At 63.1% G+C, this 22,194-nt stretch carries 23 protein-coding genes; 14 read left to right on the forward strand and 9 right to left on the reverse strand.

From position 1 onward, the window contains the following. Window positions 1-63: 63 nt before the first annotated feature. Window positions 64-471 (forward strand): lysozyme, encoded by a 408-nt coding sequence (locus ASE26_RS26955; RefSeq protein ID WP_057247288.1) that lies wholly within the window; start codon window positions 64-66, stop codon window positions 469-471. Here the strand turns inward: ASE26_RS26955 and ASE26_RS26960 are convergent. Both ASE26_RS26960 and ASE26_RS26965 read right to left on the reverse strand, forming a co-directional pair. Next, window positions 468-2,015: an alkaline phosphatase gene (locus ASE26_RS26960; protein WP_057247289.1), complete on the reverse strand. Its 1,548-nt coding sequence runs from the start codon at window positions 2,013-2,015 to the stop codon at window positions 468-470. The two genes, ASE26_RS26955 and ASE26_RS26960, sit on opposite strands and share 4 nt — an antisense overlap. 4 nt (window positions 2,016-2,019) lie before the next feature. Next, a complete protein-coding gene (locus tag ASE26_RS26965; protein WP_055934421.1) occupies window positions 2,020-2,439 on the reverse strand; it encodes an acyl-CoA thioesterase in 420 nt (139 codons plus the stop codon). A gap of 60 nt (window positions 2,440-2,499) precedes the next feature. On the opposite strand from ASE26_RS26965, the gene ASE26_RS26970 reads away from it, so the two are divergent. Further along, window positions 2,500-4,338 carry an ABC transporter ATP-binding protein/permease gene (locus tag ASE26_RS26970; RefSeq protein WP_057247290.1) on the forward strand — a complete coding sequence of 613 codons (1,839 nt, stop codon included), beginning with the start codon at window positions 2,500-2,502 and terminating at the stop codon, window positions 4,336-4,338. Window positions 4,339-4,351: 13 nt separating this feature from the next. Next, entirely contained in the window at window positions 4,352-5,818 is a 1,467-nt protein-coding gene (locus ASE26_RS26975) for a M20 family peptidase (protein ID WP_057247291.1), read from the forward strand. Window positions 5,819-5,914: 96 nt separating this feature from the next. Here ASE26_RS26975 and ASE26_RS26980 read toward each other — a convergent pair whose 3' ends face one another. Beyond that, a complete protein-coding gene (locus ASE26_RS26980; RefSeq protein ID WP_055934417.1) occupies window positions 5,915-7,186 on the reverse strand; it encodes a dicarboxylate/amino acid:cation symporter in 1,272 nt (423 codons plus the stop codon). A gap of 137 nt (window positions 7,187-7,323) precedes the next feature. Here ASE26_RS26980 and ASE26_RS26985 point away from each other — a divergent pair, with 137 nt between their 5' ends. The 4 genes from ASE26_RS26985 to ASE26_RS27000 are packed head-to-tail and all read left to right on the forward strand — an operon-like array spanning window position 7,324 to window position 10,422. Continuing rightward, window positions 7,324-8,049, forward strand: a complete 726-nt coding sequence (locus tag ASE26_RS26985) for an amino acid ABC transporter ATP-binding protein (protein WP_055934415.1) — start codon at window positions 7,324-7,326, stop codon at window positions 8,047-8,049. 36 nt (window positions 8,050-8,085) lie between these two features. Next, window positions 8,086-8,982 carry an amino acid ABC transporter substrate-binding protein gene (locus ASE26_RS26990; RefSeq protein ID WP_055934413.1) on the forward strand — a complete coding sequence of 299 codons (897 nt, stop codon included), beginning with the start codon at window positions 8,086-8,088 and terminating at the stop codon, window positions 8,980-8,982. A 1-nt stretch (window position 8,983) separates the two neighbouring features. Continuing rightward, entirely contained in the window at window positions 8,984-9,730 is a 747-nt protein-coding gene (locus ASE26_RS26995) for an amino acid ABC transporter permease (RefSeq protein WP_055934410.1), read from the forward strand. Next, window positions 9,730-10,422, forward strand: a complete 693-nt coding sequence (locus ASE26_RS27000) for an amino acid ABC transporter permease (protein WP_055934408.1) — start codon at window positions 9,730-9,732, stop codon at window positions 10,420-10,422. Before ASE26_RS26995 ends, ASE26_RS27000 begins: the two co-directional genes overlap by 1 nt. 184 nt (window positions 10,423-10,606) lie before the next feature. On the opposite strand, the gene ASE26_RS27005 is transcribed toward ASE26_RS27000, so the two are convergent. Continuing rightward, a complete protein-coding gene (locus tag ASE26_RS27005) occupies window positions 10,607-11,092 on the reverse strand; it encodes a VOC family protein (protein ID WP_055934406.1) in 486 nt (161 codons plus the stop codon). A gap of 110 nt (window positions 11,093-11,202) precedes the next feature. Here ASE26_RS27005 and pyrC point away from each other — a divergent pair, with 110 nt between their 5' ends. From pyrC to ASE26_RS31905, 6 genes are all read left to right on the forward strand, one after another. Continuing rightward, window positions 11,203-12,252, forward strand: a complete 1,050-nt coding sequence (pyrC, locus tag ASE26_RS27010) for a dihydroorotase (protein ID WP_055934404.1) — start codon at window positions 11,203-11,205, stop codon at window positions 12,250-12,252. Continuing rightward, entirely contained in the window at window positions 12,253-13,047 is a 795-nt protein-coding gene (locus ASE26_RS27015) for a DUF3025 domain-containing protein (protein WP_057247292.1), read from the forward strand. Window positions 13,048-13,060: 13 nt separating this feature from the next. Then, the gene (locus ASE26_RS27020) at window positions 13,061-14,044 is read left to right on the forward strand and encodes a Gfo/Idh/MocA family protein (protein WP_057247293.1); all 984 of its coding nucleotides are present in this window, start codon (window positions 13,061-13,063) and stop codon (window positions 14,042-14,044) included. Window positions 14,045-14,142: 98 nt separating this feature from the next. Then, window positions 14,143-14,637: a hypothetical protein gene (locus ASE26_RS27025; RefSeq protein ID WP_057247294.1), complete on the forward strand. Its 495-nt coding sequence runs from the start codon at window positions 14,143-14,145 to the stop codon at window positions 14,635-14,637. A gap of 75 nt (window positions 14,638-14,712) precedes the next feature. Continuing rightward, window positions 14,713-15,939, forward strand: coding sequence for an MFS transporter (locus tag ASE26_RS27030; RefSeq protein ID WP_055934510.1), 1,227 nt, complete (start codon window positions 14,713-14,715; stop codon window positions 15,937-15,939). A gap of 1 nt (window position 15,940) precedes the next feature. Next, window positions 15,941-16,069 (forward strand): hypothetical protein, encoded by a 129-nt coding sequence (locus ASE26_RS31905; protein ID WP_255357023.1) that lies wholly within the window; start codon window positions 15,941-15,943, stop codon window positions 16,067-16,069. Window positions 16,070-16,133: 64 nt separating this feature from the next. Here ASE26_RS31905 and ASE26_RS27035 read toward each other — a convergent pair whose 3' ends face one another. The 4 genes from ASE26_RS27035 to ASE26_RS27050 form a co-directional block, all read right to left on the reverse strand. Continuing rightward, entirely contained in the window at window positions 16,134-16,835 is a 702-nt protein-coding gene (locus ASE26_RS27035; protein ID WP_055934395.1) for a M23 family metallopeptidase, read from the reverse strand. A gap of 68 nt (window positions 16,836-16,903) precedes the next feature. Continuing rightward, complete coding sequence (locus ASE26_RS27040; RefSeq protein WP_055934392.1) at window positions 16,904-18,967, reverse strand: TonB-dependent siderophore receptor; 2,064 nt, start codon at window positions 18,965-18,967, stop codon at window positions 16,904-16,906. A gap of 71 nt (window positions 18,968-19,038) precedes the next feature. Then, a complete protein-coding gene (locus tag ASE26_RS27045; RefSeq protein WP_055934391.1) occupies window positions 19,039-20,613 on the reverse strand; it encodes a M23/M56 family metallopeptidase in 1,575 nt (524 codons plus the stop codon). A gap of 4 nt (window positions 20,614-20,617) precedes the next feature. Continuing rightward, complete coding sequence (locus ASE26_RS27050; protein ID WP_055934388.1) at window positions 20,618-20,992, reverse strand: BlaI/MecI/CopY family transcriptional regulator; 375 nt, start codon at window positions 20,990-20,992, stop codon at window positions 20,618-20,620. A gap of 97 nt (window positions 20,993-21,089) precedes the next feature. Here ASE26_RS27050 and ASE26_RS27055 point away from each other — a divergent pair, with 97 nt between their 5' ends. Then, window positions 21,090-21,575, forward strand: coding sequence for a hypothetical protein (locus ASE26_RS27055; protein ID WP_055934386.1), 486 nt, complete (start codon window positions 21,090-21,092; stop codon window positions 21,573-21,575). On the opposite strand, the gene ASE26_RS27060 is transcribed toward ASE26_RS27055, so the two are convergent. Next, on the reverse strand, window positions 21,522-22,142 hold the full coding sequence (locus tag ASE26_RS27060) for a hypothetical protein (RefSeq protein WP_055934384.1): 621 nt from the start codon (window positions 22,140-22,142) through the stop codon (window positions 21,522-21,524). The two genes, ASE26_RS27055 and ASE26_RS27060, sit on opposite strands and share 54 nt — an antisense overlap. Window positions 22,143-22,194 lie beyond the last annotated feature (52 nt).

The following is a 22,194-nucleotide window of genomic DNA, read 5'->3' on the forward strand; positions in this document are numbered from 1 at the left end:
AGAGTATGGCTCCGGGCCGGCTGTAGAGTGGAACGCACCACCTGAGCCGCCTCCGGAGACCATATGGGCCTTCTTTACAACTTTGCACTCACCCTCAGTACCGAAGGCCGCCGCGCACTACGACAGCGCGCAGGCCTGCGCGGCTACTACGAAGTTTCCCGTCCCGACATGACGCCGGACCAGGTCGAAGCCGCTTTCGACCTGTCGGTGCGCAGCGCAGAACGCGCAGTACAGCGCCAGGTCAGCCACCATCCCCTCACGCAGGCGCAGTTCGATGCGCTGGTCAGCTATACACATAATCTTGGCGCCGGCGGTGCAATGCTGGTGCTGCGCCGTATCGATTGCGGCGACCTCGATGGCGCGGCCGATGCCATGCTGCGCAATATCAGCGCGCCCGTCGCGGGACGCCTGGTGCCGCACGCCGGGCTGGCTGCGCGGCGCAAGGAAGAAAGCGCGCCTTTCCGCGCTTAACTGTCCCGGCGCGAGCCGGGCTTGCCGTCGGCTACCGAGAAGGCGGCCAGCGTGGACAAGCCGCTGTCCCCATCGCGCACATCATCGAGTCCCTGGAAAGCGACGGCGGCCCGCTCGGGGCGCAAGTCCAGCAGCATGAAACCGCGTTTGTCGCTGCGCCCGAAATGCAGGTCATGGTTCATGTCGACATATTGCTGCGTGCGCGCCTGCGGGCGCGAACCGGACGTGACGGAGGTGCCGCAGAATTCCGTCGCCACCACCGGGTTGCCGGTGCCAGCTGGGCGCGTGGGATCGCGCCGCAAATCGGCGGCGAAGAACGTGTGCACGTCTCCGGACAGCACCAGCGGATTGCGCGCACTGCGCACGGCATCCAGCAGGCGGGCGCGCGCCGCGGCATAACCGTCCCAGCCATCGGTCCAGAAACGGCCATCCTTGTCGCTGGCCAGGGGCAGCTGCGACATCTGCGCCATCAGCGTCTGTTGCGCCAGGATGTTCCAGCGCGCCTTCGATTCCTTGAGTCCGTGCGCCAGCCACTGTTCCTGTTCGCTGCCCAGCATGGTGCGGCGGCGGTCTGCCAGCGCAGGGCAGGAGCGGCGATACACCGAACTGGAACCGCCGCGTCCCGCCGGCTGGCAAGCGTGCGTTGAACGGTGTTGGCGTGTGTCGAGAACGTGGAAGCGCGCCAGTTGGCCCCAGTCGTAGCGCTGGTACATGCGCTGGGAGCGCAGCGGCTGGTGTTCGAAGTAGGCCTGGTAGGCTGCAGCGCGTCGTTGCATGAAGGCAGGCGACAGCAATTCATCGCGCGTCGGGCTGTAGTCGTTGGCCACCTCGTGATCGTCCCAGGTCAGCAGCCAAGGCGCCGCATGGTGTGCTGCCTGCAGGTCGGGGTCGCTCTTGTACTGTGCATAACGTGCGCGGTACTGCTCCAGGTTGAAACTCTCGTTGCGGCGCAGCGCCGAGGCGGGATGCAGCAGGCTGTATGGGCCCCATTCGTAGATGTAGTCGCCGAGGAAGGCCACCAGGTCGGGCGCGGCCTGGGCAATGTGGCGGTGGGCGGCGTAATGGCCGAACTCCCAATGCTGGCAGGAGGCGACGGCCAGCCTCAATGCAGCCGGCATGCTGCCGGGCGCCGGTGCGGTGCGCGTGCGGCCAACGGGGCTGACCGCATCGCCCAGCATGAAGCGGTACCAGTACCAGCGGTCCGGCTGCAGGCCGCGCACGTCGACGTTGACGCTGTGCGCGAGATTCGGCGCCGCAACTGCCGTGCCTTTTGCTGCGAGACGGGTGAAGGCTTCGTCGTGCGCAACCTCCCAGCGCACTTGCTGCGCGAGGGGCGGCATGGAAGCCGCGTTCAGCGGATCAGGCAGGAGCCGGGTCCAGAGGATGACCGAATCGGGGAGCGGGGCGCCGGACGCAACGCCCAGCGTGAAGGGATAGCTGCCGTTGGCGGCGCTGCGCGCTTGCGCGGGGAGAAAGGGCGCCATGGCCGACAGGGCGGCCACGCGTGCCGCGGCCTGGAGCAGGAGCCGGCGCCCTTGCTGCATGGGATTACAGCAGCGTTTCTATCGGCGGTACCGGGCGCGGCTTGCGGTCAGGGCCGGTTGCGACATAGGTCAGCGTCGCTTCGGTGACCTTGACGATATTGGCCTGCAGGCGGTTGCGTTCCGCGTAGACTTCCACGTTGACGGTGATCGACGTGTTGCCGACCTTGACGATGTCGGCGTAAAAGGTCAGCAGGTCGCCGACGAAGACCGGGTGCTTGAACAGGAAAGAGTTCACGGCGATGGTGGCGACGCGGCCGTTGGCGCGGCGGGTGGCGGGCAGGGAGCCCGCAATGTCGACCTGGGCCATGATCCAGCCGCCGAAAACGTCGCCATACACATTGGCGTCGGACGGCGAGGGCATCACGCGCAGTTCAGGCATTTTTCCAGGGGGGAGGCCGCGGGAGGTTTGTTCTTGGGAGGTCATCGCAAATTCTCATGAAGGACTACAATTGATGGGATTTTAAACCAGCCAGTCCACGCACGTATGCGACGATATTCGAATACTCCGCCCCCACCTCCCGGCCAGCAGCGCGGCGACATTGCTACTCTGAAAACATTGCTGCCCTATCTTTGGGTCTACAAATGGCGCGTGCTGGCAGCCTTGCTGGCGCTGGTCGGCGCCAAGGCCGCCAACGTTGGCGTGCCTGTCGTGCTGAAGCAGCTGGTCGACGCCATGACGGTGAAGCCGGGCGATCCGCGCGCGCTGCTGGTGCTGCCCCTCGCAACGCTGGTGGCATATGGCCTGCTGCGCCTGTCGACCACCATGTTCACAGAGTTGCGCGAATTCCTGTTTGCGCGCGTGACGCAACGCGCCGTGCGCACCATTGCGCTCAAAGTATTCCGCCACCTGCATTCGCTGTCGCTGCGCTTCCACCTGAATCGCCAGACCGGCGGCATGACGCGCGATATCGAGCGCGGCACGCGCGGCGTCAGCTCACTGATTTCCTATACGCTGTTCAACATCCTGCCGACCCTGGTCGAGATCACGCTGGTGCTGGGCTACCTGGTCACGCATTACGACATCTGGTTCTCGGTCATCACCTTCTCGGCGCTGACGATCTATATCACCTTCACCATCGTGGTGACGAACTGGCGCACGCACTTCCGGCGCACCATGAACGACCTCGATTCGAAGGCCAACACCAAGGCTATCGACTCGCTGCTGAACTACGAAACCGTGAAGTACTTCGGCAACGAGGACTACGAAGCCAATCGCTACGACGAGGGCCTGCAGCGCTACGAGAAGGCGGCGGTCAAATCGCAAACCTCGCTGTCGCTGCTGAATACCGGCCAGTCGGCCATCATCGCGATTGCAGTGACGCTGATCTTGTGGCGCGCGACGCAAGGTGTCATCGACGGCACCATGACGCTGGGCGACCTGGTGCTGGTGAACGCCTTCATGATCCAGCTCTATATCCCGCTCAACTTCCTCGGTGTGATCTACCGCGAGATCAAGCAAAGCCTGGCCGATATGGAGCGCCTGTTCTCGCTGCTGAGCGAGAATCGCGAAGTCGATGACGCGACGCACGCCAAACCGCTGCAGCCGCAAGGCGCGGAAGTACGCTTCAACCACGTTGACTTCAACTACGACCCCAAGCGCCAGATCCTGTTCGACGTCGACTTCACCATCCCGGCCGGCACCACCACGGCCGTGGTAGGCCACAGCGGTTCGGGCAAGTCGACGCTATCGCGCCTGCTGTACCGCTTCTATGAGGTGAATAGCGGCAGCATCACGATCGATGGCCAGGACCTGCGCGATATCACTCAACACTCCCTGCGCCATGCGATCGGCATCGTGCCGCAGGATACGGTACTGTTCAACGACACTATCGAATACAACATCGCCTACGGCCGCCCCGGCGCCAGCAAGGACGAGATCATCGCCGCCGCACGCGCGGCCTCGATCCACGACTTCATCGCCAGCCTGCCCGATGGCTACGAGACCATGGTCGGCGAGCGCGGCCTCAAGTTGTCCGGCGGCGAAAAGCAGCGCGTGGCAATTGCCCGCACGCTGTTGAAGGATCCCGCCATCCTGATCTTCGACGAAGCCACTTCCGCGCTGGACTCCAAGGCCGAACAGGCGATCCAGGCCCAGTTGAAGGAGATTGCGAAGAACCGCACCACGATGGTGATCGCGCACCGCCTGTCGACCATCGCCGACGCCCAGCAGATCCTGGTGCTCGACCACGGCAGGATTGTGGAGCGCGGCACCCACGCAGCCCTGCTGGCGCGCGAAGGCCTGTACGCCCAGATGTGGCAGCGCCAGCAAGCGCGCGGCGAGCAGGAACAGACTTCGCCGGCCACCGGCGAATTGGTCAACTGACAGGAGGACGGGGATGGCGGTGAAGAAGGTTCTGGCAATTTCCCTTGCGGCAATCGGTGTGCTGGCAGTGGCCGTCGGCGTCAATACAGCGCGCAGCGGCAGCAAACAGCTGACGGTGGACAAAGCGCCGGCCCTGGCGATCGACGAAGCCGCAGCGGCGCAGCGCCTGGGGGAATCACTTCGCTTCGTGACCATCTCCGACTATAAGGATGCCGACGCCAACGGCGCCGAATTCGACAAGCTGCACGCCCACCTGCAAGCCAGCTTCCCCCGCCTGCACGCCACGCTGAAACGCGAGAACGTCAACGGCAAGGCCCTGCTCTACACCTGGCAGGGCAGCGACGCCGGCGCCGCACCAGTGATGTGGATGGCGCACCAGGATGTAGTTCCTATCGCCCCCGGTACGGAAAAGAACTGGGAGCAGCTGCCGTTCGGCGGCATGGTGCGCGATGGCTTCATCTGGGGCCGAGGCTCGTGGGACGACAAGGGCAATCTCTACGCCCAGATGGAAGCCGTTGAAATGCTGCTGGCCGCCGGCTTCAAGCCGCGCCGCACCGTCTACCTGGCTTACGGCGCTGATGAAGAAGTCGGCGGCAAGCGCGGCGCCGCAAAGATCGCCGAGCTGCTCAAGTCGCGCGGCGTCAAACTCGATTACGTGCTGGATGAAGGCCTGATGATCGTGCACGGCATGGTGCCGGGGCTGCAGCCCGGTGCCGCCATGGTTGGCGTAGCGGAGAAGGGCTACGCCAGCTACAAGCTGGAACTGGAGACTGCGCCAGGCCATTCCTCGATGCCGCCGCAGGACACTGCCATCGGCATGATGAGCAAAGCCCTCGTTGCGCTGGAAGCCAATCCGATGCCGGTGCGCATGGCTGGCCTGCCGCAGCAAAGCTTCGAGATGATGGCGCCGGAAATGACCGGCATGAACCGCGTGGCGCTGTCGAACTTCTGGCTGTTCAAGCCGATGCTGGAGCGGATGCTGACCAAGACGCCAAGTGTGAATGCGCTGGTGCGCACTACCACCGCGCTGACCATCGTCAACGCCGGCGTAAAGGATAACGTGTTGCCGGGGACCGCCAGTGCCACCGTCAACTTCCGCCTGCTGCCGGGCGACAAGCTGGCCGGCGTCGAGCAGCATATGCACCAGGTGATCGGCAACGACAAGATCCGCATCAGCCCCGACGGCGACTTCAACACTGAAGCCTCGCGCGTGGCACGCCTGGACAGCGCGGCCTTTACGGCGGTGAACCGTACCATCCGCCAGGTATTCCCCGACGTCGTGGTCGCGCCCGGCCTGATGATCGGCGCCACCGACTCGCGCTACTTCGACGGCATGAGCGACAGCGTACTGAAATTCGGCCCCGTGCGCGCCCACCCGGAAGACCTGCCGCGCTTCCACGGCACCAACGAACGCATGTCGGTGAAAGGCTACGCGGACATGATCCGCTTCTACCATCAACTGCTGAAGAACAGTGCATAAAGAAAGTCGGGGTCAGGTCCGGCAATCGGACATTTCGCTCTGCGAAATGTCCGATTGCCGGACCTGACCCCGACTTTTATGTTGGAGGCTGGCTGTTTAAGGCAGCGGGCGGTCCGACAGTTCGCGGTCGTCGGTGCTGGTCAACTCGCCTTCCCACTTCGCTACGACGGCGGTGGCAATCGAGTTGCCGATCACGTTGGTGGCGGAACGCGCCATGTCCAGGAAGTGGTCGATGCCCAGCAGCAGGACCAGGCCAGCTTCAGGAATCTTGAACTGCGTCAGCGTCGCGGCGATCACCACCAGCGATGCGCGCGGTACGCCGGCCATGCCCTTGGAGGTCAGCATCAGCACGGTCATCATCGTGATCTGGGTGCCCAGGTCCATATTGATGCCGTAAGCCTGCGCGATGAACACCGTCGCGAAGGTGCAGTACATCATCGAGCCATCCAGGTTGAACGAGTAGCCGATCGGCAGCACGAAGGCCGCAATGCGGTTACGCACGCCAAAGCGCTCCAGGCCTTCCAGCGTTTTCGGGAACGCGGCCTCGGAGGACGCGGTGGAGAAGGCCAGCAGGGTTGGCTCTTTGACTTCCGACAGCAGCTTCAGCACGCGCTTGCCCAGGAACAGGAAGCCGGCGAAGATCAGGATCGCCCACAGCACGCCGATGGACAGATAGAACTCCGCCATGAACACGCCGTAAGTTTGCAGCACGCCCACGCCGCTCTTGGCGATGGTGCCGGCAACCGCCGCGAAGACGGCGAACGGGGCGAATTGCATCACATAGCCGGTTACCTTCAGCATGATGTGTGCCACGCCGTCGACTGCCTCGATCAGCGGTTCCGCCTTCTTGCCCACGGCAGCAGCCGCGGTACCGAAGAACAGCGAGAACACCACGATCTGCAGGATCTCGTTCTTGGCCATGCCGTCGATGATCGAGGAAGGCACCAGGTGGGTGATGAATTCTTTCAGCGACAGGCTGGATGTCTGCAGCGTAGCAGCAGCGGCGGCACCGTCAGTCGGGATGTGGCCCAGCAGCGCATCGCCCGGACGGAAGATGTTCACCATGATCAGGCCCAGCGTCAGCGACAGTACCGATGCGATGAAGAACCAGCCAAGTGTTTTGATACCGACGCGGCCAACTTCCCGCGTGTCGCCCATTTTGGCAATGCCGACCATCAGGGTCGAGAACACCAGCGGCGCGATGATCATTTTGATCAGGCGCAGGAACAGGGTGGTAATGAGGGTCATGTAGTCCGCGAAACTGGCTGCTTGTGGCGCCGTTTGCGAAACATTGATGGCGTAGCCGGTGAGGATACCCAACGCCAGGCCGACGAGGATGTAGGTGGTCAGGCGGTTTTTGTTGGCCATAAGCAAGATTCCTGAAGTAGGGCGGATTTGCCGTTAGAATGAATAGCGCTTTGATGAGCTATTAAGCAAGTCCCGAAGTATCCTTGCGGTTCTAGGCCACTGTCAAGCAAGAATAAAACTGCTGAAACCCGAAAAAGATGATCGCAATTAAAGACTTAAGTAAATGGTTTGGCAACTTTCAGGTGCTTACGGAGTGCAGCACCGAGGTGGCCAAAGGCGACGTCATGGTGATCTGCGGCCCGTCCGGCTCGGGCAAATCGACGCTGATCAAGACAGTTAACGGGCTGGAACCATTCCAGAAGGGCGAAATTATTGTCGATGGAACATCCGTCGGCGCTAAAGGTACGGATTTGCCGGCCTTGCGCGCCCGAATTGGCATGGTTTTCCAGAATTTCGAGCTGTTTCCCCACCTGTCGGTGCGTGAAAACCTGACCCTGGGCCAGGTCAAGGTGCTGGGCCGTTCGCAGGACGAAGCCAACGGCAAGGGCCTGAAGTACCTCGACCGGGTCGGCCTGCTGGCGCACCAGGACAAATTCCCGAACCAGCTCTCGGGCGGACAGCAGCAGCGCGTAGCCATCGCCCGCGCCCTGGCAATGGACCCGATTGCCATGCTGTTCGACGAGCCGACGTCCGCCCTGGACCCGGAAATGATCAATGAAGTGCTGGATGTGATGGTTGGCCTGGCGCAGGATGGCATGACCATGATGGTGGTGACCCACGAAATGGGTTTTGCCCGCAAGGTGGCCAACCGCGTGGTCTTCATGGACAAAGGCCGCATCCTGGAAGACTGCAGCAAGGACGAATTCTTCGGCGCGCCCCGTTCCGAGCGCGCACGGGACTTTTTAGCGCGTATCATCCACTAACAGGGCGGGTCATCGTCCCCGCCAGCGGAGGACACCATGACCTTTCTGCGCCTGCTTCCCCTTCTTTGCCTGGCTGCTGCGGCCAGCGCTCAGGAACCCACCGGCACGCTGGCCAAGATCAAACGCACCGGCCAGGTGGTGCTGGGCGTACGCGACGGTTCCATTCCATTCTCTTATCTTGATGACAAACAGCAGTACCAGGGCTACTCGGTAGACCTGTGCCTGAAAGTCGTCGAGCACCTGAAAACGCAGCTCGCGCTGCCGGGGCTGAAGGTGGCCTACAACCCGGTCACGTCCGCCAACCGCATCCCGCTGATGGCCAACGGCACCATCGACCTCGAATGCGGCTCGACCACCAATAATGCGGAGCGCCAGCAGCAGGTGGCGTTCGCGCCGACCATGTTCGTGATCTCCAGCCGGTTGCTGGCCAAGAAGTCTGCCAATATCCAGACGCTGGAAGACATGAAGGGCAGGGTGCTGGTGGCCACTGCAGGCACCACGACGCTGAAGCAGATGACGATCATGAATAATGAGCGCAAGCTCGGTATGAAGATCCTGATCGGCAAAGACCATCCGGAATCCTTCCTGATGCTGGAGACCGGACGGGCCGAAGCGGAAGCCAATGACGATATCCTGCTCGCGGCGCAGGTGGCCACCTCGAAGGCGCCGGTAGATTTCGCTGTCAGCAAGGAAGCAATGTCGGTTGAACCTTACGGCATCATGATGCGCAAGAACGATATGCCGTTCAAGAAGTCGGTCGACGAGGCCTTGCGCAAGGTTTACCAGTCCGACGAAATCCAGCGCATCTACAAAAAATGGTTCTTGAGCCCGATCCCGCCGCGCGGCGTGAACCTGAACTTCCCCATGCCGGCCACACTGAAGGCAGTGCTGGCCAAGCCGACCGATTCGCCGGATCCCGCTGCATACAGATAGCATGCACTACAACTGGAACTGGCACATCTTCTGGGAACTGTCCCCGGACGGTGTGCACAGTTATTGGGACACGCTATGGTCGGGCCTGGCATGGACGCTGGCGACCTCGCTCGCGGGCTGGGTGATCGCGCTGGTGCTGGGCGTGGTGGTCGGCACGCTGCGCACAGCGCCCAATCGCTGGTTGCGCCGCTTTGCCGTCTGCTGGGTCGAAGTGTTCCGCAACATCCCACTGCTGGTGCAGATGTTCCTGTGGTTTTTCGTACTGCCCGAGCTGCTGCCGCGCGTTGCGGGCGACTGGCTCAAGGCGCTGCCCAATGCGCCTTTCGTTACGGCGGTCCTGTGCCTGGGTTTCTTCACCTCCGCGCGCGTTGCGGTGCAGGTGGCGGCAGGCATCAACGCCCTCGCCGGCGGCCAGCGGCTGGCGGCGCTGGCACTGGGACTATCGCGCGTGCAGGCCTACGAATACGTATTGCTGCCGCTTGGACTACGCATCGTGCTGCCGCCCCTGGCCAGCGAATTCCTCAACATCATCAAGAACAGCTCTGTCGCGCTGACGATCGGCTTGATGGAACTGACCGCCAGCGCACGCTCGATGCAGGAGTTCTCCTTCCAGTTCTTTGAGGCGTTTGCGGCCGCCACCGCGATCTACGTGGTCGCCAACATCATCGTTGTCGCCGGCATGACGCTGCTCGAGCGGCGCCTCGCGCTGCCTGGTACTTTGGGCGCTGAAGTACGGAGGGCTGCGTGATGTTTGCGAACTTTGACTTCAGCGTGATCGCCAGTTCCTGGGTCTACCTGTTCCAGGTTGGCATGGTCTTTACGCTCAAGCTGACGGTGCTGGCCATGCTGGGAGGTGTGGCGCTGGGTACTTTGCTGGCAATGGCGCGCCTGTCGTCGCTGCGCTTTTTGCGGCTGGCCGCCGCGGGCTACGTGAACCTGGTGCGCGCGGTGCCGCTGGTGCTGGTGATCTTCTGGTTCTACTTCCTGGTGCCCTATATCGCCGCGTGGATGATCGGCGCTTCCGAGCCGGTCAAGGTCGGCACGTTCGTGTCTGCGCTGGTCACGTTCACCTTGTTCCAGGCTGCCTACTACTGCGAGATCATGCGCGGCGGCATACAGGCGATCCCGAAAGGACAGGTCCACGCAGCGCAGGCGCTGGGCATGAACTACTGGCAGACCATGTCGCGGATCGTGCTGCCGCAGGCATTCCGCAATATGCTGCCGGTGCTGCTGACGCAGACGATTGTGCTGTTCCAGGATGTGTCGCTGGTGTACGTGCTGTCCGTTCCCGACTTCGTGGGCGCCGCCAGCAAGATCGCCCAGCGCGATGGGCGGCTGGTTGAGATGTACGTCTTTGTGGCGCTGGTGTATTTCATCCTGTGCACGCTCTTGTCCTGGCTGGTGCGCCGTATGCAGCGGCGCATCGCGATCATTTACTGATCCCTCGAAAGTCAGGACGACTAAACTTTCGGTTGGCGCCGTGCAGGCGCTGCAAGCGTCAGTGGTCAACGGCCCGCGTTGCCTTGGCAAACTGGGGCGCTATGGCGCCGCACCGCCGCCAGCTGGATGCGGTGCTGGAAGCCGCGCGCCGTTACGCCGAGGAGCATCCGGCACCGCCTGACGCCTAAGCAGGACCGCGCCAGGCTTTCTCGATCTTGGCGACGTCGATCTTCTTCATGTCCATCATCGCATCGAAAGCCCGCTTGGCCGCCGCCCGGTCCGGATCGGCCATCGCCTCCATCAGGACGCGCGGCGTAATCTGCCAGGACAGGCCCCAACGGTCCTTGCACCAGCCGCATTCGCTCTCCTGGCCGCCATTGCTGGTGATGGCGTTCCACAGGCGGTCGGTTTCCGCCTGGTCCTCAGTCAGGACCTGGAAGGAGAAGGCTTCGCTGTGCTTGAAGTGGGGGCCGCCATTCAGGCCAATGCAGGGAATGCCGGCAACAGTGAATTCGACCACCAGGGGATCGCCTTGCTTGCCGTCGGGGTAATCACCCGGTGCCCGGGTAATTGCGCCTACTGAGCTGTCGGGGAAGGTTTTTGCGTAAAACGTCGCGGCATCCAATGCGTCGCCGTCGTACCAAAGGCAGACTGTATTTTTGCTAGCCATCGCTTGCCTCCTCAAAGGATTGCAGGGGAACTGCCAATATCGCACATTCTCGCGGCAGGCGCGATTCAACAGGTAAAATGACGGGATTCGCATATTGAAAGCCAGCAGCCATGAGTGACTTCGAGATCCCGCACAGCATCACCATCACCCGCCCAGACGATTGGCACCTGCACCTGCGCGATGGCGCCACCATGGCGAGCGTCCTGCCGGACACCGCGCGCCAGTTTGGCCGTGCGATCGTGATGCCAAATTTGAAACCTCCTGTCACCACCGTGGCGCAGGCCTCCGCCTACCGTGACCGCATCCTGGCTGCCCTGCCGCAAGGCATGGACTTCGAGCCGCTGATGACGCTCTACCTGACCGACAACACCTCGCCGGACGAAATCATCCGCGCCGCCGACAGCGGCTTTGTGCACGCGGTCAAGCTGTACCCGGCCGGCGCCACCACCAATTCCGATGCCGGCGTGACCGACCTGGCCAAGTGCTACAAGGTGCTGGAAACCATGCAGGAAGTCGGCATGCCTTTCCTGGTGCACGGCGAAGTGACCGACCAGGACATCGATCTGTTCGACCGCGAAGCGGTGTTCATCGAGCGCGTGATGCGCCCGCTGCGCAAGGACCTGCCCGCGCTGAACATCGTGTTCGAGCACATCACCACCAAGGATGCCGCGCAATACGTGGCGGAAGCGGAAGGTCCGATAGCTGCCACCATCACAGCCCACCACCTGCTGTACAACCGCAACGAGATCTTCAAGGGCGGCATTCGTCCTCACTACTACTGCCTGCCGGTGCTGAAACGCGAGGAACACCGCCTGGCGCTGGTGACCGCGGCAACCAGCGGCGACGAGCGCTTCTTCCTCGGCACCGATTCCGCGCCGCACGCACAGGGCGCCAAGGAAGCGGCCTGCGGCTGCGCCGGCTGCTACACCGCGCTGCACGCGATGGAGCTGTACACCGAAGCGTTCGCCCGCGCCGGCGCGCTGGACAAGCTGGAAGCCTTCGCCTCCCTGAACGGCCCGGCCTTCTACGGCCTGGCGCCAAACAAGGGCACCATTACCCTGAAGCGCGAGCAGTGGACGCTGCCGGCCGACCTGCCATTCGGCGACTCCAAACTGATCCCGCTGAATGCCGGCGAAACGATCAACTGGAAAATGGCCTAAGTGTTTCAAGAGATCGACTGGACCCGCGCCTGGTACGGCTCGGTGCGGGACGCAGCCTCCCGCATCGACCTCTCCCTGCCCAGCGTGGTCCGGCCGTTCTGCGAACAGGCGGCCGCGCTGGCGCTGGCCAACCACGCAGGCCAGCCGCTGCGCTTCGTGCCGCAAGCTTCGCTTCCCGAAGGTATCGCCTACGAAGAATTCATCGGCGCCACCGGCCAGGTACCCACCCGCGACAACCTGCACGACTTTTTCAACGGCTTGGTGTGGCTGACTTTCCCGCACATCAAACGCCAGCTCAACGCCCTGCAGGCCGCGCAGATCGCACAGGTCGGCGTGGGCAAATCGCGCGGTCCCGCGCGCGATGCTGCTACTATCTATGACGAAAACTCGGCGCTGCTGGTCGTGCGCGACGACGCCGGAGGTGCGGCGCTGGTGGACGCCCTGCGCAACCACCGTTGGCGCGAAGCCTTCGTGGAGCGTGCCGACGTGTTCGGCCGCGATGCGGAAGTCTGGCTATTCGGCCACGCGCTGATGGAAAAGCTGGTGGCGCCTTACAAGGCGATCACCGCCCACACCCGCGTTGTGCTGGCCGGCGGCGATTACTGGTCCCGGGACGAAGCTGGCCGCCGCGCGTGGCTGGATCGCGACGAGGCAGCGCGCCTGGCCAGCGAAGGCCTGGCCAAAGGCGGCTTTACACCGTTGCCGGTGCTGGGCATTCCCGGCTGGTGGCCGCAGCAGGACGACGCTTTTTATGCAGACGACACGGTATTCCGCCCGAAGCGGAAGGCCGCTTGAAAAGGAGCTTTGAATGGACAGGATTATTCGCTGGGGCATCCTCGGCACCGGCAAGATCGCCAAGGCCTTCGCCACAGCACTGCGCGAGGTGCCTGATGTCGAACTGGCGGCGGTTGCTTCGCGCAGCTTAGATAGCGCTACCGAGTTTGCCAGGGAGTATGGCGCAAAACGCGCCCATGGCGACTACCAGGCGCTGGCCGATGACCAAGGGGTGGACGTAATCTACATCGCCACGCCGCACGCGATGCACCACGAGAACGCCATCATGTGCCTGAAGGGCGGCAAGGCGCTGCTGGTCGAGAAGGCCTTTACCCTGAACCGCCGCGAAGCGCAGGAAGTCGTGGACCTGGCGCGCGAGCGCAAGCTGTTCGTGATGGAAGCCATGTGGACCCGCTTCCAGCCCGCCATCCTTGAAGCCAGGCGCATGATCGACATGGGCGAGATCGGCAAGGTGCGTAACCTGCAGGCGGATCTCGGTTTCGCAGCCGATGCCGGTCCCGAACATCGCTTGTTCAATCCCGCACTGGGTGGCGGTGCGCTGCTCGACCTGGGGATCTACCCGCTGTCGATGGCCGCCTTCTTTCTCGGTCCCGTCAAAGGCGCGCGCGGCTTCGGCGAGCTGACCCCGGCCGGCGTCGACGTGCAAGCCAATTTTGTGCTGAACCACGAAGATGGATCCCTGTCTGCCTGTAGCTGCAGCCTGAATTCCCGCACTCCGGCCACGCTGAGCGTTTGCGGAGACAACGGTTTCCTGCGCTTGCACGGGCGTTTCCATCATGCCGAACATTTCACCATTGTCATGAACGACGGTAGCGAGCGCGAATTCCATTTCCCGCGTATCGGCAACGGTTATGCACACGAAGCGATGGAAGTTGGGCGCTGCCTGCGCGAAGGATTGCTGGAAAGCCCGGAAATGCCGCTCGACGAGACGGTGGCGCTGATGGGCGTGCTCGATGAGCTGCGCGCGCAGCTTGGGGTGCGCTACAGCGTGGATTGACGCGCGCGCCACACACGACAACTCTTTACAAAAAACCATTAGCCCTTTCAATTATCATAAAGTTATTATCGTATTTTTAACTTTGGTTGGAGGGTGGTATGCATCAAGCAATCCTGAAGCTGGCGGGCGGAATGGCGCTGGCATTGGCATCCGGCGCCGCTTCGGCACAATGGGTCACTACTGACATTCAAGTAACCGGCGTGATCCAGGAAGTACCAGGGCCGTCGGCGCGCTGTCCCTCCAGGTTCGGCGGCACCATCACCGGCCATGGCAGCAGCACCCTGCTGGGGCGCGTGGCCTTTGTCGCCAACGACTGCATCACCCCGGACGGCGCCATCTTCAATTTCAACCGTGGCCGCTTCATCGTGATGACCGTGTCCGGAGAGCAGCTATATGCCAATTACAGCGGCCAGTTCGTGCCGACCGGGCAGGGCACCAATTACGTCTTCAGCGGCGCCACCTTCCAGATCACCGGCGGCACCGGCCAGTACATGTTCGCCACCGGCGGCGGCCAGCTGCAGGGCACCGAAGACATGGCGACCGGCGCCGGCACCCTGGTCATGAGCGGCCGCATGAGCTACTGGAAGCGCTAAAGGCATTTCGGCGGCCGCCAGCAGGATTTGGCGGCATCCTTTACACTGGCCCTCTTAGCCAGCCAGGATGCCGCCATGACCAGCAACGACCGCCAACTTGATCTCAAGACGATCCTGCTCACCACCGGCGTCGTACTGACGCTGTCGATGGGTGTGCGCCACGGCTTCGGCTTCTGGATGCAGCCGGTTTCGCAGGCCAATGGCTGGACGCGTGAAACCTATTCGCTGGCGCTGGCGCTGCAAAACCTGCTGTGGGGCGCCTTCGGGCCCTTCGCCGGCATGGTGGCGGACCGCTGGGGCACCCAGCGCGTGGTGATCGCCGGCGCCTTCTCCTATATGGCCGGCCTGGTGTGGATGGCCACGGTGACCCAGCCGACCCTGTTCATTCTCGGCTCCGGCGTGTTCATCGGCCTCGGCCTGGCGTGTACCGCTTTCGGTGCGGTGAGCGGCATCATCGGCCGCGCGGCGCCGGTTGAAAAGCGTTCCTGGGCCTTCGGCGTCTCGGGTGCGGCCAGCTCCTTCGGCCAGTTCCTGATGATGCCAATCGAGCAGCAACTGATTTCCTCCATCGGTTGGCAGCACGCCTTCCATGTCCTGGCAGGCGTGGTATTCCTGCTGATGATTCCGATGACGATTTTCCTGCGCGAGCCTAAACATGCCGTCGCGACGGGCGGCGCCAACCAGAGCGTGGGCGAGGCAATGCGCGAAGCGGTGGGCAACCGGTCTTTCATGCTGCTGGTGGCAGGGTATTTCGTGTGCGGCTTCCAGCTGGTCTTCGTCGGCGCCCACCTGCCGGCCTACCTGAAAGACAAGGGCATTGCCACGCCGGGCGTGGCGGTGATGGCGCTGGCGCTGATCGGCCTGTTCAACATCTTCGGCTCTTTCACTGCCGGCCAGTTGGGCGGCCGCATGCCGAAGCGCTACCTGCTTTCCTCGATCTACTTTGCGCGCTCGGTGGTGATCGGCCTGTTCCTGCTGGCGCCTTTGTCGCAGTGGTCGGTCTACCTGTTTGCCGCGGCCATTGGCTTCCTGTGGCTGGCCACGGTGCCGCTCACCAATGGCATCATCGCCGGCGTGTTCGGCTTGAAGCATATGTCGATGCTGGCCGGCGTGGTGTTCCTGTCGCACCAGGTAGGTAGCTTCATCGGCGTTTGGCTGGGCGGCTACCTGTTCGACAAGCTAGGCAGCTACGACGTAGTGTGGGGCATCACCCTCGGACTCGGCATTTTCGCCGGCCTGGCCAACCTGCCGATCGACGAACGCCCGCTGGTGCGCGGCGAACCGAAACTGAAGGCTGCCTGACATGAAACAGCGGCTGCTCCGTATCGGCCTGTGGGCGTTGGGCGCCGCCGTGCTGGCGCTGGCATTCATGGCCTATCTGCAGCCGGCCTTCATGCTCGACCTGGCCAACCGCATCTATCTCTGCCTTTGATAATTGGACCGGAAGCGCTTCGCCGGTTGGAAGCGGGTACTTTGGAGGTTATCGCCTGGCTGCCTTACGCCTGCTTGCGCGACTTGCTGGTCTTCTGGGCGACCTGCGTTTTCTTTTTCGAAGTCTTGTCGCTGTCGGCGCGAGCGGCTTTGCGTCCTTTGCCGGCCTTGTGCGGCGCTGGCGGGACTTCTTCTACGCCGGTGCGCTTGGCGTTCATGGCCGACGGCAGGGCGTTATCTTCCAGGTTGGCCAGCATGAAGCGGTTCGGGTCGATGCGGGTGCCGTCCTGGTAGGCTTCCAGGTGCAGGTGAGGACCGGTAGCGCGGCCGGTGGCGCCGGACAGGCCGATCAATTCGCCGGCAGCTACCGTGTCGCCGATACTCACATTGCGCTTGTTCAGGTGGGCGTACAGCGAACGCAGTCCGCCTTCATGTTCAATCACCACCACATTGCCGTATTTGCGATCACCCAGGTAGCCCATGCCGGATGCAACGACGGTGCCTTCGTTGGTCGCCATGACCGGCGTGTTGTGCGGCACCGAGAAGTCGATGCCGCCATGCGCGCGGCGTCCGCGTGCGGCGCCAAAGAAGCTGCTGACGCGGCCCCCTTCCAGCGGCAGGCGCCATTGCTGCAGGAGCGATTCTTTCGGCTCTTTCTCTTCCTGTGGCGGCGGAATGTCCAATGGTTCAGGCATCGCGGCTGCGGTTTGCATGAAGTTGGCGGCGGCCAGCATGGCCATCAGGAGGATGTTGGTGATTTTCGGCATAGCGGGCGAGTTTCGCATAACAATGTGCTGCATGGCAAATTCGTAAGGAACAGACAATGTTTCTTTCGTTAGTTGAAGTTCTGCTTGTAGTTAAGGCGTAAGGTGGTGCCGCCGCGCGTGCTGATGGCGGTCTGGCGCCAGGCCGCGCCCTCGTACCGATCGGTGCTGGCGCGGTCCGGGTGTAGAAGGTCGGACACGGCAACGAGGAATTCCCGGCGAGGCGACAGCTTCCAGGTGGCACGCAGGTCCAGCTTGCGCTGGTAGGGCGCGCTCGAAATCAATGTGGCCGAATCGCGGCTGGCTCCCCCAGCTTCATACGAGAACTCGGCATCCAGTGCCAAGGCTGCGCGCTTATAGCTGAGTGCTGCAGTCCCACTCAGTGGCGCCTGCGCGGCCAGCCGGTTGCCAGGCCCCGGCACGCTGTCGAGACGGGAGTGGTTGAAGGTAGCGTTGGCGCGCATCGATAGCGAGGCCGTCAGCGGCATCCGCAATTCCAACGTCAGGCCGTGCACGCGCGCGCCGCCAAGGTTGGCCGGCATGGTGATCCAGCGCTCGCCGTCGCGGTACAGGGTCGACAAGATCACGTTGTCGATGTCGCGTGCGTAGATGCTGGCGCTGAACAGGCTGTCCTTGGCAAAGTAGTAGTCGATGCCGGCATCGAGGCCCCATGCCAGTTCGGGGCGCAGGGAGGGATTACCCTGGGTGTCGGGATTGGTTGGGCTGTTGTTGTTGTCGGACGTGAAGCGGCGCGGGATCAGGTCGAGCATATTGGGCGCCTTGTAACTACGGCTGGCGCCAACGCGCAACTGGCTGTCGCCGGGCAGCTTGCGCATCCATTCGAGCACGGGGCTGATGACGGTGCTGCGCCGGCGCACCGATGCGGTGTTGCGGTCATGGGCTTCGGTGTGCATGGTTTCCCAGCGCAGGCCGGCGGACCAGGAATCATCGTCGCGCTTCCATGCGTCCTGCGCAAAGGCTGCCAGGCGCTCGATGCGGCCGTCGTAGCGGTCGTCGCGCAGGAAGTTGAGCGCACCGGCATGGTTGTACTCGTGCTCAATGCGTGTCTGCATGCGCTGGAGGGCGGAGCCGTCCCAGCCGGCCACCAGGGCGTGCCCGCCGCCCAGCGGGTGCGAATATTTGCCGCCGTAGTTAAAGCCGTGCTCACGGATGTCGCCATCGACATGGCGTATGGTCGGGCCGGGGCCTGCCAGCGGCAAGCCGGCGAAATCGAACGCGGTATCGCGCGGGGCCGTGTTGCCGCCGATCTTGAGCTCCCACTGTGCGCCGCTGGCCAGCTTGCGTTGCCAGGTCAGCTCGCTGCGCAGGAAATAGCCGCGCAAGTGAAAGCTGCTGCGTACTTGCGCAAAGTCGCCTGAGGTGCCGAGCCGCACTTCTTCCTGCGAACGGTATTTGATGTCGCGGCGGTTTGCGGTGGCGATGGTTTGCAGCGCGAAGCTGTCGCCATTGGCGGTGCTCCAATTCAGGCGCGGGCTGAGGTTGAGCGAGTCGCCGACGTTGTCCTCATGCGAGCGGATATTGCGCAGCATGCCCGGCGCGCTGTCAGTGATGGTGCGGTCGGCGGGCGTAATGCTGCGGGACAGTACGGCGCTGGCGTTGTGCGACCATCCTTCGGCTTTGCCGGTGGATTGCGCGGCGAGGCGCGGCGACCAGGCGCCGTGCAGGCTATCCAAACCGAGCTGAATTTCCCGCGTGCTGCGGCTGACGGATTTGCGCAGCACGATGTTGATGGTTCCGGCGATACCTTGCGTGCCCAGGATGGCGGAAGCGCTGCGCAGCACTTCGACGCGTTCGATCACTTCCGGCGGCAAGCTGTCCAGCGAGAAGCCGTTGGGAGCGGGCTGTCCGTTCAACAGGATTTGCGTGTAGCCGTTGCCCAGGCCGCGCATGCGGATCCCTGCACTGTCGCTGACGGTGATGCCGGGCAGGCGGCGCAGGGCATCGGCTACAGTGCGGTCGCCATTCGCGGCCAGGTCATCGCGGGTCAGCACAAGGGTGCTGGCGGTATCTTCCTTGCGCTGGTCGAGGCGCGCCGATTTGATTTCGACAACCGGCTGCGCAGGCGCGACTTGGGCTGCCAGCGCGGCGGCCAGCATGAATGCGGTCTTCTTCATTGCGTTTCCTCAGGGCGAGCGCCGCCACTGCCGGGCAGTGCGCGGCATCTGGCCAGCGGCGGTGGGGGTGATTAAGGGGCGCGGCTGGTCTTCAGGCGCTGCAGCGCGGTCCGGGTGGCGCTGGCTTCCAGGTTGCCGATCAGGGTCTGCGGGTCGATGTTCTTGCCATCGCGGCTGACTTCCATGTGCAGGTGCGGCCCGGTAACTTTGCCGGAGGCGCCGGAAGTGCCGATCTGTTGGCCGGCGGTGACGCGTTCGCCTTCTTTCACCAGGCGCTTGTCCATGTGGGCGTACAGGGAGCGCAGGCCGTTGGCATGTTCGATGGCGACCAGTTCACCCCACTTGCCCTCGCCCATGTACATGTTGGTTGAGGCGACAATGATGCCTTCTGCCGGGGCGACGATGGGCGTGCCGCTGCGGGCGGCAAAGTCCATGCCGCCATGCGGTTGTCCGGTTGGCGCGTGCTTGATGCCGAAGAAGGCGCTGACGCGCAGGCGCTCCATCGGGGCTTGCCAGCGGGGCAGGCTGGCCGGCACAGCGGCTGCCAGTGCGCCGGACGCAGCGATCATGCCGCTGCCGCCTTGTACGGCATCCAGTCGCCACGCCAGGGCTGGCTGCAGCAGTACGCTGGCAGCAAGCAGGGCTGGCATTGCCGCCCAGGCCAAGGCGCCAGCAACAGCGCGCGGCATGGCGGGCACGCCATCGCGGATCATGCCGATGCGGGCGGCGACGGCGTCCACTACGCGGCCGCCAAAGGCGAGGACAGTTGCATGTCCGGGCGCGGCCTGCATGCGCATTTGTACGACCAGCGCTGCGGCATAGGCGCGCCGCTGGTTGACGGGGCGGCCTTGCAGTACGGTGCGGTCGCAGCCCAGTTCCTGGGCCCACGCCATGCGCTGGACCAGGCGGGCCACCATGGGGTTGAACCATTGGATGGCTTGCAGCAGGAAGCTGGCATGCATCCACAGCGGGTCGCGGCGGGCCAGGTGCGTCAATTCGTGTTCGATCACCAGGCGCTGTTGGATGGGGTCAAAATCGCGCAGGTGGCGCGGCAGCAGCAGGACTGGACGGGACAGGCCGACCAGCATGGGGGCAATTGGCGCCTCGATTTCGCGCACTTCCGGCAGTTCGCGCTGCAGGCTGGCGAAGCCGGGATGGGCGGCGAGGTCAAAACGATCCAGCCGCTGGGCGGCGGAAATCAGCAAGGCGAGGCGGCGCCTGGCATGCAGCCAGCGCGCGGCTGCTACAGCCAAGCCTGCGCAGTAGAGCGTTAGCCAGGCGTAGCCGAGCCAGAGCACCGCCGGCGCTGGCTTGATGGGCGTGGCGCCATGGTCGTCGAATGCGCTATCGTCACCGGACGCGGCGTCGCTGGCAGCATTGGCGGTGCCGACGCGGGAGGCATCGGCCTGGGCGGCGGAAGCCAGGACTGCAGGCAGTTCGATGGCGGGGACGATACTCAGGCGCGCAGCGCCCGGCAGCAGCCCAAGCGCCAAGGTGCCCGCAACAGCGGCGACACCCAGCAGCCAGGGCGTGCGGCGTGCCTCAAGCCCGGGCCAGGCACGGGCAACGCCGCGCAACAGGAGCCAGGTGCAGGCGCCCGCCAGCAGGCTGGCGACGCTCGCTTGCAGGAAAACTAATGCGAACATCGCTTTATTCCTTATCTTCCGGCCATTCGCTCAGCAACTGCTCCAGCTCTTTCAGCTCGTTCTGGTTCACCAGTTTGGAGCCGGTGAACATGTTCACCGGCAGCGGAGCGTTCATTTCCATTACCCGATGGCTGAAATCGTGGGCAAATGCGGCCAGCGTTTCAACCTTTTCGAGTACTGGCGCGTATACGTTCATACCATGGACCGAATGCAGGCTGATCATGCCCTTCTCCAACATCCGTTCCAAGGTTTTGCGCGTGGACGAGTAGGACCAGGCCAGTTCTTCTTCCACGCGCTCATGGATTTCACGGGCGCTCAGCGGATGCTGTTTCCAAAGTGCCTTGAGCAGCGTTAATTCGGTAATGGATGGAATGGCCATAGGGGCTCCTTGTGACGTATGACGGCATTGTGCGACATGTGTCGCAGCAAGGCAAGGAGTTTATGCGACACGTGTCACATAATGTATCATTGCGTATATGAAAAAACTTGCAATAATTGTCACAATAGTTGCCACCGTTGCTGGCTGTAGCGGCAAACGGCTGACCGAAGCCGAGGTGCTCACCCTGATGGGAGACGTTGAAACTTCGGTCCAGCGCCACGATTCCGAGCGGCTGATGGCTCATTTCGCGCCGAATGCGATGATCATGGTGTCGATGCCGGGAAGGGGCGGCGGCCTGTCGCGCATGAGCGTAAACGAATACAAGACCATGCTTGAGGGGCTGTGGAGTGTGCAACTCCAGTCGACTTATGAAGTCAGTAAGCGCGAAGTATCGTTGGCCCCCAATGGCCACAGCGCCACTGCACGCGACGTGGCGAAGGAGGTCGTGTTGCTGCCGGGCGAACGGATGGAATCGCTCAGCAAGCAGAAAGCCGAGATCGGGCTGGTTGATGGCGTCCCGCGCATCATCTCACTGACCGCGGAGGTTGAAACCCTGGTCGCAACGCCCACTGGCAGAAACTAGATGCTTTGAACGCTGAGCGCGCCAGCTGGCGCGTGGCGCGAGCAACCCCATAAGCAGCAAGCCGCCAGCAAGCATGCCGTAAATATTGGGTTCCGGTACGGCAGCAACAGTGAGCACTGTTTGCGCTGTGGTCGCCAAGCCCCATTCATCGTAGTACTGCTGCGCGCGCGTAATGTAGTCGACGCCCCCGCCGGTGCCGTAGCGCACTTCCGACCAGTACCAGTCCGACGGGCTATTTGCCCAGTATGAAATGTGATTGGCGGTGAACCTGAGGTCGGCACTGAAGTCGAAGGAGAAGGAGCTGACACCGCAAGTGGCGGGGGCGGACGTGGTGCATCCAAGCAGCTCATAGCCTCCGATCCTGAAGCTGGACAGCTCGGATTTCTCCAGGATCCTGTTACCGTCGGCATCGACGCCTTCGAAAGAGCCGCGCACCAATACGTCGACGAAGCGGTTCTGCATGTAATCATAAAAACCGCCCCAGGAAAAATCCCAGCGGGCCGGCGCGGCCTGCGCCAATGTCGCGGATGCGGCCAGCAGGACGCCGCAGATTGATTTCATCAGCATATCCACTCCTCACTTGAAGGGAGCGGAAAATTTAACAGCAGCGCCAGCCCGC

The sequence above is a fragment of the Duganella sp. Root198D2 genome (assembly GCF_001428585.1).
Lineage (GTDB): Bacteria > Pseudomonadota > Gammaproteobacteria > Burkholderiales > Burkholderiaceae_D > Rugamonas.